General features: G+C 52.4%; 10 protein-coding genes. 8 read left to right on the top strand and 2 right to left on the bottom strand.

The annotated features are described in order from the left end of the window. Positions 1-17: 17 nt before the first annotated feature. From C5S61_RS16835 to C5S61_RS16825, 3 genes are all read left to right on the top strand, one after another. The gene (locus C5S61_RS16835; RefSeq protein WP_110516693.1) at positions 18-1,664 is read left to right on the top strand and encodes a protein phosphatase 2C domain-containing protein; all 1,647 of its coding nucleotides are present in this window, start codon (positions 18-20) and stop codon (positions 1,662-1,664) included. Between the two features lie 16 nt (positions 1,665-1,680). Next, positions 1,681-2,928 carry a vWA domain-containing protein gene (locus tag C5S61_RS16830; protein WP_110516691.1) on the top strand — a complete coding sequence of 416 codons (1,248 nt, stop codon included), beginning with the start codon at positions 1,681-1,683 and terminating at the stop codon, positions 2,926-2,928. Positions 2,929-3,014: 86 nt separating this feature from the next. Continuing rightward, positions 3,015-4,280, top strand: coding sequence for a vWA domain-containing protein (locus tag C5S61_RS16825; RefSeq protein ID WP_110516689.1), 1,266 nt, complete (start codon positions 3,015-3,017; stop codon positions 4,278-4,280). Between the two features lie 79 nt (positions 4,281-4,359). Here C5S61_RS16825 and C5S61_RS16820 read toward each other — a convergent pair whose 3' ends face one another. Continuing rightward, entirely contained in the window at positions 4,360-5,133 is a 774-nt protein-coding gene (locus tag C5S61_RS16820; RefSeq protein WP_110516687.1) for a TspO-related membrane protein, read from the bottom strand. A 121-nt stretch (positions 5,134-5,254) separates the two neighbouring features. Here C5S61_RS16820 and C5S61_RS16815 point away from each other — a divergent pair, with 121 nt between their 5' ends. The 4 genes from C5S61_RS16815 (at position 5,255) to C5S61_RS16800 (ending at position 9,011) form a co-directional block, all read left to right on the top strand. Beyond that, the gene (locus tag C5S61_RS16815; protein ID WP_124033450.1) at positions 5,255-5,500 is read left to right on the top strand and encodes a hypothetical protein; all 246 of its coding nucleotides are present in this window, start codon (positions 5,255-5,257) and stop codon (positions 5,498-5,500) included. 57 nt (positions 5,501-5,557) lie between these two features. Then, complete coding sequence (gene accC / locus C5S61_RS16810) at positions 5,558-7,321, top strand: acetyl-CoA carboxylase biotin carboxylase subunit (protein WP_110516683.1); 1,764 nt, start codon at positions 5,558-5,560, stop codon at positions 7,319-7,321. Between the two features lie 236 nt (positions 7,322-7,557). Further along, complete coding sequence (mdh, locus tag C5S61_RS16805; RefSeq protein WP_110516681.1) at positions 7,558-8,502, top strand: malate dehydrogenase; 945 nt, start codon at positions 7,558-7,560, stop codon at positions 8,500-8,502. A gap of 62 nt (positions 8,503-8,564) precedes the next feature. Continuing rightward, positions 8,565-9,011 (top strand): tetratricopeptide repeat protein, encoded by a 447-nt coding sequence (locus C5S61_RS16800; RefSeq protein ID WP_110516679.1) that lies wholly within the window; start codon positions 8,565-8,567, stop codon positions 9,009-9,011. Between the two features lie 441 nt (positions 9,012-9,452). Here the strand turns inward: C5S61_RS16800 and C5S61_RS16795 are convergent, their stop codons facing one another. Continuing rightward, the gene (locus tag C5S61_RS16795; protein WP_110516677.1) at positions 9,453-10,367 is read right to left on the bottom strand and encodes an AraC family transcriptional regulator; all 915 of its coding nucleotides are present in this window, start codon (positions 10,365-10,367) and stop codon (positions 9,453-9,455) included. 156 nt (positions 10,368-10,523) lie between these two features. Here C5S61_RS16795 and C5S61_RS16790 point away from each other — a divergent pair, with 156 nt between their 5' ends. Beyond that, on the top strand, positions 10,524-11,579 hold the full coding sequence (locus C5S61_RS16790) for an NAD(P)-dependent alcohol dehydrogenase (protein ID WP_110516675.1): 1,056 nt from the start codon (positions 10,524-10,526) through the stop codon (positions 11,577-11,579). The last annotated feature ends 225 nt before the right edge of the window (positions 11,580-11,804 follow it).

Genomic DNA, 11,804 nt, shown 5'->3' with positions numbered 1-11,804 from the left:
TTCAGAGGAGTTGACCTGTGTCTGAGCCGACTGAACCAATGACTGGTGGAACCCAACCCCTCAATCCTGCCAACCTGTCTGAGGAGCATGAACCTTTTGCAATTGGCACGATTTTGAAGGATGTGTATCGGGTAACCGCCTTGTTGACCGATACGCCAACCCTGCGCGTTTATCGGGTTGCGCTGCTGGAACCATGGGATCATTGCGCTCGCTGTGGGGCAGCCCTGCAAGCGAACGATCAGTTTTGCGAGGAGTGCGGATCGCAGGTCGAAGAACAAACTGCTCTGTTGCAAGAAACTCCCGCCGCGCAGCCAATAGGCGCAGCCTTACTCGATGATTTACCAGACGATCCTGCGCGCTCGGTGTTGCCAACGGTGCGCGAGGTCTTTGTGGGCGAAGATTCACGCTTCGCGGTGCTGCCCGATGGCACCAGCCTTGTGCGCTTCGATAGCTTGCTCAGCGAGCCAAATACCTTTGTTGATCAAACCGATGCCATTGAGATTGGGATTCAGGTTTCGCGCGCGTTGGCCTATTTGCACCGCAATGGCTTGGCACTCGGCCAAGTAACCTTAGCTGACCTGGCCCTGACCAACAAACGCGAAATTAAGCTGGCTGATGCTGGCGCAATTCGCCGCTCGCACGGCAAAGAAGATCAGATTGATGATGTTGAACAATTGGGCTTGGTGCTCGAAAAAATGGCTGGCATCCAACGCCATACCCGCCGCCTCGACGATTCCAACAATCCCTCGCCGCTTGATAGTGGTTTTGCCACCATTTTGAGCGATCTGCGGGCCAAACGGATCAACGATGCCAGCATTTTGGCCCAAACCCTCGAAACCTTGTTGAACGAACAAGCAACGCCCATTAGCTTGCGGGTGCGCACTGGCTATGCCACCGATGTTGGCATGATTCGCGACCACAACGAAGATAGCGTGCTAACGTGGGATTTGCGCCTGAACTGGGATGCCAAGCCAGTCAATGTTGGCTTGTATGTGGTGGCTGACGGCATGGGCGGCCACGAAGGCGGCGAGGTTGCCAGCGGTCTGGCAATCACAACCACCGCGCAAACGCTTGTGCCAACCTTGCTTGATCCGCAACTGCACAATGGCCCAGTTTCGAGCAAACACTTGGCCGAATTGGTCAAACAAGCTGCTTTTCAAGCCAATCAAGCAGTTTATGAAGAAAGTGTGCGCCGCAAAAACGATATGGGCACAACCCTAACCATGGCCATCGTAGTCGGCGATCGGGCGATTGTGGGCAATGTTGGCGATAGCCGCACCTATCTCTATCGCGATGGCAAATTGCAGCGCATCAGCAAAGATCACTCGTTGGTGCAACGCTTAATCGATATTGGCCAGCTTGATCCTGATGATATTTACAATCACCCGCAACGCAACGCGATTCTCAAATCGCTTGGCGATAGCGGCGACCCTGGCACCGACACCTTTGAGGTGCAATTGCAGCCAAACGATGCGCTGTTTCTCTGCTCCGACGGCATGTGGGAGATGGTGCGCGACCCCAAAATGGCCGAGCTATTCGCTGAACACACCAACCCTGCCGACCTTTGCGATGCCCTAATTGAAGCGGGCAATGCTGGCGGCGGCGAGGATAACATTAGCGTGGTGGTGGTGCGTTTTGATAGCATTCCAAGCGTAGAACACTAAGTTTGAGGATCACAGAATGACTGAACCTGTAGCACTTTCAGCAGTTTGGAGCCGCGAACCATTGCCAAGCGGCACAAGCCAAGTTAATTATGTTTTGATTCAGGCCAAGCCCGAGCATGTGCCGACTGTCCAAGCGGCTCCGCCACTCAATTTCTGTTTGGTGCTCGATCGCTCTGGCTCGATGGCTGGCGATAAAATTCAACATTTGCGCGAAGCTGTACGCGAAATCGTCGCTAATTTGCGGCCAATCGATGCCGTCAGCATTGTATTGTTCGATGATACGCTCGAAGTGTTGGTGCCAGCCCGTTTGGCCGACGACGTGCCAGCCTTGCAAAACGCCATCGAATCGATCAGCGAACAAGGCGGCACTGCCATGTCGTTGGGTTTGCAAGCAGGCCTCGCCGAATTACAAAAATTCCAAGCTGCCGATCGAGTTGGTCGGGTTTTGCTCTTGACCGACGGCCAAACTTGGGGCGATGAAGATACTTGCCGCAACCTCGCCAAGCAAATTGGCGACCTTGGTGTTTCAATCACGGCGCTGGGCTTGGGCACCGAATGGAACGAAGCCTTGCTCGACGATTTGGCCGCCGCATCCAACGGCGAATCGGATTATATTGCCGACCCCAGCCAAATTGGCAAGTATTTTCAACAAACCTTGCACAGCGCCCAAACCACCACCGTGGTCAATGCACGCTTGTTGCTGCGCTTATTGCCCGGAGTTACGCCACGAGCGGTCTATCGCGTGCAGCCAAGCATCTCGAACCTTGGCTACAAGCCAATTGGCGAGCGCGAAGTCACCGTTAGCATTGGCGAAATCGCTGGCGATGGCGCAAGTGTTTTGGTCGATTTGATGCTGCCAGAGCGTGAAGCAGGCACATTTCGCATCGCCCAAGCAGAATTGCAATACGACGCGCCAGTGCTAGGCATCAAAGAAGCTAAGCTCAAAATCGACATTCCGTTGAGCTTTAGCGTTGATCCCAAGGCCAGCGTGGTTAATCCGCCAATTATGAATACGGTCGAAAAAGTGACCGCCTTCAAATTGCAAACGCGGGCGCTTTCCGAGGCCGAGGCGGGCAATATTGGCAGCGCAACCCAAAAACTACGGGCTGCTGCAACGCGCCTACTCGATTTGGGCGAAACTGAGTTGGCCCAAACCATGGAACAAAGCGCCCAGCAGCTTGAGGCTGGTGGCCAAATTGATGCCGCCGATCAAAAAGCTCTGCGCTACGCCACCCGCAAACTAACCCAAAAACTCGAAGATTAAAGCAGAGCATAGAGCATAGAACATAGAGCATACACGAATATGTTCTATGCTCTATGCTCTATGTTCTATATAATTAGGAGATCACCATGGCTGGTGAAGTTCAATTGACTGGTACGTTGGCTCGTCCGGCGTTGCCAGCTCTCCCAACCCAGCAGGTTGTGTATTTGCTGCTGGATATTACGGCAACGCCAGCGGTTGCCCACGTTCAAATGCCGGTCAATGTGGGCTTCGTACTCGACCATAGCGGCTCGATGAAGGGCGATAAAATGCGTTGTGTGCGCGAAGCCACCCAACGCGCCTTGGGGCTGATGGGACCACAAGATATTGTTTCGGTCGTGATTTTCGATCATCGGCGCGAAACGATTATCAGTGCTCAGCCAGTGCATAACGTGGCAGCGCTCCAAGCAGAAGTTGGCAAAATCAAGGATGCAGGCGGCACGAAAATCGCCCCTGCGCTTGAAGCTGCCTTAAACGAAGTGCGCCGCAGCCAAAATGCCAACACAATTAGCCGCATCATTTTGCTAACCGACGGCCAAACCGAGGGCGAACGCGATTGTTTGCGCTTGGCCGAGGAAATTGGCAAGGCCAACGTGCCATTAACCGCGCTTGGGGTTGGTGACGATTGGAACGAAGATTTATTAATTGAAATGGCCAATCGTTCTGGCGGGGTCGCCGAGTATTTCAGCAATCCCAACGATATTGCTTCGTTCTTCCAAGGTGCGGTGCAGCAAGCCCAATCGGCAGTAGTGCAAAACGCAGCCCTGACCTTGCGCTTCGTGCAGGGTGTTGAGCCACGGGCACTCTGGCAAGTAACGCCATTAATTCAGCAATTAGCCTATCGCCCAATTAGTGATCGTGCGGTTGGCGTGAGCCTTGGCGACGTTTCCAAAGACGAACATCGCATGGTGCTAATCGAAATGTTGGTTGATCCCAAGCAGGCTGGCCAATATCGGTTGGGACAAATTGAGGTTAACTACGACATTCCCCAAATGCAAGTTGTGGGCGAAAAGGCTCGTTACGATGTGATGTTGAATTTTGTGGCTGACCCAACCCAAGCAACCGCCGTCGTGCCGCAAGTGATGAACATTGTCGAAAAAGTCAGTGCCCACAAGCTGCAAACTCGCGCCTTAGAAGATTTGGCCGAGGGCAACATTGGCGCGGCCACCCAAAAGCTGCAAGGTGCGGTTACCCGCTTGCTCAACCAAGGCGAAACCGACCTCGCCCAAACCATGCAACAAGAGATCGAAAATCTGCAACAGAATGGTCAAATGACCTCAGCAGGCCAAAAAACAATCAAATTTGGCACCCGCAAAACCGTGCGGCTCAGCGATTTAGACCTACCAAAAAGCTAAAACCGCTAAGATCGCGAAGAGCACGAAGGATCTTGATTCAAAGATTTCTTCGTGCTCTTCGTGTTCTTCGTGGTTTCAATTACGCCAGCGCTTTACGACCTTGCGTTGGCAATTTACGAATCACAGCCAGCACAATCAACACAGCAATTGCTACAGCCGCGACGATTGCAGCACCCATCACCACCGGAAACGCCGCTTGTTTGACCGCAATCCCGATGAATGCCCACAACAGCACTGCATCGTAGGCAATATCGCGTTGGCGCAAGGTAATGAAGGCCGCCAAACAGACCCCAATTACCAGCAAAATCACCGTCCAAACTGAATCGCTGAGCGGGCCGCCGCGCCAGCCAGCATCATAGAGCGCAATCGTGGCATTGGCAATGGTTGCCACCGTTGCCCAACCCAAATAGATTGAAAACGGCGTATGAATCAGCCAGCGATCAGCAGTGCTCGCATTGGCGCGCAGGCTGCTCAAACGGCGATAAATCATAATCAACGACACCAGCAAGCCAACGATTAACACGATTGTAAGTGGGAATTGCAAATAGTGCCAGGCAAAAAGCCAACTGCAATTAAACGCACACGAAGCAACAAACCACCAGCCAATTTTGGCTACGGCAGGATTATTGGCCTGCTTGGGCAAGGCTTGGTAGATGGCAAACGCGCTGAGGCCCAAATAAATCAAGCCCCAAATGCTAAACACATAGCCAGCAGGCACAAAACGCACCGGAAAGCCATCGGAGATCGAGCCAGTATCAAGGCCATTAAACGGCAGGATATTGGCCAAAGCGTTGACAATAATTGTGGAAATAATTGCCGCAACATTGGCAAAGCGCAAAACTTTGCTGTTCATTAGAGACTCCTTATGTAGCTATTTTCTACTTGCTCTGATTACTTCAACGCAAAGCCTGTGCCATTGGATGTATATTGGCAGCGTCCGCCGAGTGCAGTATAATAGCGCTATGAAGATGATTGTGACAAGCGCAACAATGCCTAGCGACGAAGAACTAGCGGCACTTAGTGTAGCCGTCGTGAGCGTTTTGGCCGCTGCTGAAGCCGAGCCTGCGATTGCGGTCGCGGCCAATACTTGGCACGCCTCAGCCAAACTTTCACGCCAAGGCCTACGCCCAGCCCGCACTGGTATCCAACCACGCTGGGCCACCATCGAACGCCTACGCCGCCGAGCAGCAGGCGGTTTTTACGGCATTACGGGGCTCTAATTTCGCATACGGCAATGATTAAAGACTTGCCATAGCACAATGGAGTTGCAACGGCATATGAGTTTCGATACAGTGCTGATCGCCAATCGTGGCGAGATTGCCCTGCGCGTGATGCGGGCATGCAAGGAATTAGGTTTACGCACCGTCGCCGTTTATTCAGAAGCGGATCGCGATGCGCTTCACGTTCGTTATGCAGACGATGCGTTTTTGATCGGCCCCCCGCCAGCAGTTCAAAGTTATTTGCAAACCGAAACTATCCTCGATGTGGCGCGGCGCAGCGGTGCTGGCGCGATTCACCCTGGCTACGGCTTTCTCTCGGAAAATACCGATTTTGTGCGCAACTGCGATGCGGCGGGGATTGCCTTTATTGGGCCAACCGCTGATGCCATGGATTTGATGGGTGGCAAGATTCACGCTCGTCAAGTGGCTTTGCGCGCCAATGTGCCGCTCGTGCCAGGCACAACCGAAGCGGTCGAGAGTGTCGCTGAAGCGCTAAGCCTTGGCGAAGAATATGGCTATCCGATTGCAATCAAGGCCAGTGCAGGTGGCGGCGGGCGCGGCTTGAAAGTTGCCTATAGCGCCGAAGAAGTTGAATTTGCCTTTGAAAGTGCCCGCCGCGAGGCCGAAGCAGCCTTCAAAAATGGCGAATTATTTGTTGAAAAATATGTGCTCGACCCACGCCACATTGAAATTCAAGTGCTGGCCGACCAATATGGCAATGTGGTGTATTTGGGCGAGCGTGATTGCTCGGTGCAACGCCGCCACCAAAAATTGATTGAAGAAACCCCTTCGCCAGCAGTTTCGCCCGAACTGCGCAGCGCCATGGGCGACTGTGCCTTGCGTTTGTGCCGTGAAACCAAGTATGTTGGCGCTGGCACGTTGGAGTTTTTGCTTGCTCCCGATGGCCAATTTTATTTCCTCGAAATGAACACACGGATTCAAGTTGAGCATACCGTGACCGAAATGGTGACTGGCATCGATTTGGTGCAGGCCCAAATTCGCATTGCGCAAGGCGAAAAGCTCTGGTTCAGCCAAGAAGAAATTCAGTTGCGTGGCCACTCAATCCAATGTCGAATCAATGCCGAGGATGCAGCGGCTGGCTTTCGGCCTGCGCTTGGTACCATCAGCGCCTACACCGAGCCAAAAGGCTATGGCGTGCGGGTTGATGCTGGGGTTGAGCAAGGCACTGTCATTCCGCCATACTACGATTCGATGTTGGCCAAATTGGTAACGTGGGGAGCAACCCGCAGCGAGGCCTTGCAACGGATGCGCCGCGCCCTCAATGATTACACCATCGAAGGCATTACCACAGTGATCCCGTTTCATAAATTGGCCTTGGCCGAGCCAGCCTTTGAGCATGGCGATGTGACGGTGAGCTTTATTCCGCGCTATTTGGAAGAAAAACTCAAGCAATTGCCAAGCGCAACACCAAGCGCAGCCGAGCCTGTTGCCGAGCAACCAAGCCGCGAATTGGCGGTCGAGGTCAACGGGCGGCGCTTTACGGTGCGGATTGCTGGCGAAGGCTTGAACACGCCTGTTGCCAACACCAAGGCGGCTACGCCAACGCGGCGCAGCGCCAACAAAAAGCGCGAAGTTGCGACCGATCCGAATGCGGTCATTTGCCCAATTCAAGGTACAATTGTGGCGATTAAAACCAGCGTTGGCGCGGCAGTCGAGGCTGGCCAAGTGGTGTTTGTCGTCGAAGCAATGAAGATGGAGAACGAAATCGCAACGCCACGAGCTGGTACAATTGCTACACTGAATGGCGAGGTCGGTAAGAGCATCGAAGCAGGCAGCGTGCTCGCCACGCTTGAAGCATAAATACCCATAACCGCGAAGAGCGCGAAGGACACGAATAGGGATCAGGGGTCGGGGGTTAGGGATCGGGATCTTGAATTCAAATGATCACGCTGAAAATCTGTGACAAACACATTTTCGTGCTCTTCGTGTCCTTCGTGGTTAAATAAAAATCGGTTAAGGAGCAAGCGTGAGAGATGGGTCGTAGACGCATCTCCGACACTTGAATCGTAACCACAGCTTTATATTTGGAGGCATGTGTGGCTAATCGTAAGAAAGTAACCATCATCGGCGCTGGGTTCGTTGGCTCAACCTGTGCACACTGGTTGGCAAGCAAGGAACTCGCCGATGTTGTTTTAGTCGATATTGTTGAGGGCATTCCTCAAGGCAAGGGCTTGGATTTACTCCAATCAGGGCCAGTCGAAGGCTTTGATGTAAGCGTAATCGGCACCAACAGCTATGAAGAAACCACCGATTCAGATGTGGTGATTTTGACCTCAGGTGCACCCCGCAAGCCTGGCATGACCCGCGAAGATTTGCTCAAAATCAACGCCGAAATTACCAAATCGAACATCGAAAAAGTTGCCAAAACCTCGCCAAACGCCTGCATCATTGTGGTCAACAACCCAATGGACACGATGACCTACCTCGCCCGCGTTGCCTCAGGCTTCCCCAAGGAACGCGTGATGGGTCAAGGCGGCGTGTTGGATGCAGCTCGTTATCGCACCTTCTTGGCGCAAGAATTGAATGTTTCAGTTGAAGACATTCAAGCCATGTTGATGGGCGGCCACGGCGATGAAATGGTTCCATTGCCACGCTACACCACGGTTTCGGGCATTCCAGTAACCGAATTCATCAGCGCCGAACGCTTGAACGAAATTGTCGAACGCACCAAAAAAGGCGGCGGCGAAATCGTTTCATTGCTCAAAACCGGCTCAGCCTACTATGCGCCAGCCGCTGCAACCGTCCAAATGGTTGAAGCAATCTTGAAGGATAAGAAGCGCGTGTTGCCAGCAGCAGCCTACCTCGAAGGCGAATATGGCATCAACGATCTCTACTTCGGCGTGCCTGTGGTCTTGGGCGCTGGTGGCGTAGAAAAGATTCTCGAATTGCCATTGAGCGACGACGAAAAGGCTTTGATGTCCAAATCAGCAGAGTTGGTTCGCAGCTCGGTCGACACCTTGCGCACCTTGATCGAATTCTAATTGTTCGTTTGCTTACCAGCAGCGCTGTGGTTTCTCGCCACAGCGCGCTTTTTTAAACCACAATGAACCTCGAAACTGCCCAATCTGCCCGTTTGCGTGGCGATTATGCCAGCGCAATGCGAATTTTGCATCAATTACTCGCTGCCGATCAGGCTAATCTGGCGGCGCTGGTTGAGCGTGGGCGGGTTTATGCAGAATTAAACGATCGTGAACAGGCCAAAGCTCATTTTGAGCAGGTATCGTTTGCCGACACCAATGGCGAGCTTGGTGATGCAGCCCGCACTGAATTATTGCGCTTGCTGGCGCCGCCCAAAGTGCTGTTTCCCCCACGCCGCAGCCAGCCAATCGAAGCCAAAACCCCGCCCAACCCATGGGCTTTGCGCCTCGTGCTCGTTTTAGTTTTAATCAGCTTACTTTGCTCGATTGCAGGCATCGGCCTGACCCGCAATAATGTGCAGCAACGCTTCATTCAGCCTACACCTAGCGGAAGAATGAATTATGAGGGATGAAGTCAGAAGTCAGAAATCCAAAGGATGAAAGAACAAAGAGCAGAGAACAGAGGGAAAGGAGATTGGGGGTTGGAGATTGGGGATCGTGCTATGGGCTAGCGGAACATAATCCTAAAAATCTGTGCTCATCTGTGGCAAAAAATTAGCATTCGTAGCAAAAAATGTTCTTGGCTATGGGCTATGTGTAATGGTTCATCAGGTTAGCCACGGCCTGATTCCCTCACCCCAACCCCTCTCCTACGTGGCGGGCGAGGGGCTTTCACCGCGTGGTGCTCTCTCAATTCCTTGGTAAAAAACGGTCGGCTCCCCCTCGCCCGCGTTTTCGTGGGAGAGGGGGCTGGGGGGTGAGGGAATGCTCCACAGCCGACCAATCGTTCAAAACCTACCCTTGAAAGGATCTCTAGCCCCTGACCCCTATATCCTATTTTGACTTTTTTGCTTTCAGACTTTGGGTTTGAGCCGTTGCAAATCGCGGAGCGGCGGAGCGTTGAACATGCGCCGATATTCGCGGGTAAATTGAGATGGGCTTTGATAGCCAACTTCGAAACTCGCGCTGGCAGCATCAAAACCCTCGAGCATCAAGCGCCGAGCCTCATACAAACGCAAACGTTTTTGATATTGCAATGGACTCATCGCGGTAACGGTTTTGAACAAATGATGCAAACTCGATGTGCTCACATTCAGATATTGCGCTAAATCATCAACCTGCATGGCTTGGCTATAGTTGTGTTTTAGCCAATTGATTGCCTGCAAAACAACGTTCATATTGGCTGAAGTGCCAACCAATTGGCGCAAGCGAGCACCATCGTTGCCCTGCAACAAACGATACGTTATTTCGCGCAAGGCCAACGGAGCTAAGGCTTTGATGTCGGCGGGCGTTTGCAAAAGCCGCAGCAGCCGAACCGCCGCATCAAGCAAATCGCTTGGCGATTGGTTGACCAAGAGACCCGATTTTGGCGTAGCAACAGGCCGATCAAATTCGCCTTCCAAGAGCATATCGCGAATCAACTCTGGCTGGAGCAAAATTCGCATGCCCAGAAACGGCTCATCGGGCGTAGCATGGGTCACGTTGCTCATAATGGGCAAATCAACCGAGAGCACAATGTAATCAAGTGGGTTGTAATAATAAATTTGATCGGCCAAAAAAACTTGCTTGCTACCTTGCACAATAATACAAAAAGCCACGCAATCGAGATAATGCAGCGGCTCGGTAGGCTGCGAACGCTGATAAATCTGCAATGAATCAATCGCCGTGGCATACTCGCCATCACCAGGGACAGCTTGTTGGATCAAATCAATTAATTGGCGTTGCAATTGCAAAACTGGGTTTTGGGTTGCTATTTGGGTTGCTATCACACCAAACTCCTTGCGTGTTTATGATCAGAGCCACAGGCTAGCCAACAGCTAACTATGCAGAATTAGGCAAGAATTTACCAGTTTTAGTCTACCGCAGATCAGCCAGATTTGGGCATACTAAACCCATCAAAATCTTGTTCTGAGGAGTATCACACAATGCCAACAGCAGTTTTAGGTTATGCCGCCCAATCGGCCACCAGCGCCGTTGCCCCATTTGAATTTGCTCGGCGCGATTTGCGGCCCGATGATGTTTCAATCGAAATCCTCTATTGTGGCGTGTGTCACTCCGATTTGCATCAAGCGCGCAATGAATGGCATTCGAGTAGCTATCCACTTGTGCCTGGCCACGAAATTATTGGGCGGGTTAGCGCAATCGGCGCTGAAGTGGGTAACTTTCAGCCTGGCGATCTGGTTGGGGTTGGCTGTATGGTTGATTCGTGCCAAACCTGCGAGGCCTGCCAAGCTGGGCTAGAGCAATATTGCGAAGCAGGCTGTACCTTCACCTACAACGGCAAGGATCGCCTTGATCAATCGCCAACATTTGGTGGCTATTCACAGCAAATTGTAGTTTCGGATAAATTTGTGGTGCGAATTCCGGCAGGGCTTGATTTGCAATCAGCAGCACCATTGCTTTGCGCTGGCATCACGATGTATTCGCCATTGCGCCACTGGAACGTAAAAGAAGGCGATAAAGTCGCGATCGTGGGCTTAGGCGGTTTGGGGCATATGGGAATTAAATTTGCCACAGCTATGGGCGCAGAAGTAACTCTCTTTACTCGCTCGACCAGTAAAATCGAAGAAGCCAAAGCCATGGGTGCCGATGCAGTGGTGCTCTCAACCGATGCTGAGCAAATGCGCAGTGTGCGCAATTATTTTGATCTGATTGTCGATACTGTGCCTAACAAGCATGACTTCAACCCCTACATTGCAACGCTCAAGCGCGATCGCAATTATGTTGTGGTTGGGCAGCCCGAGCCAATTGAGCCAGGCATCAATGGCTGGGATTTGATGATGGGTCGCAAATCGATTAGCGGCTCGGCAATTGGCGGTATTGCCGAAACCCAAGCTATGCTTGATTTCAGCGCCGAACATCAGATTAGCTGCGATGTAGAAGTAATCGATATTCAAGCGATTAACGAAGCCTACGAGCGCATGCTCAAAAGTGATGTTAAATATCGCTTTGTGATTGATATGGCTTCGTTGAAATCCTAAGGATACTGGTTCATTGAATTGACAACCATGTTCCCTCACCCCAACCCCTCTCCCACGGAGCGGGCGAGGGGCTTTAACGCTGTGGTTCTGCCACACGTGGGTAAAAACGGGTGCTCCCCCTCGCCCGCGTCCAGTGGGCGAGGGGGTTGGGGGGTGAGGGCATGCTCCTCATTACCAATCCAATAAACCATTTCACCTGACCCCTGATTCCCAGCCCCTGACCCC

This window comes from Herpetosiphon llansteffanensis (assembly GCF_003205875.1).
Classification (GTDB): Bacteria; Chloroflexota; Chloroflexia; order Chloroflexales; family Herpetosiphonaceae; genus Herpetosiphon; species Herpetosiphon llansteffanensis.
Note: the sequence above shows the minus strand (reverse complement) of the source record. Positions and strands in the feature narration are given on the sequence as shown.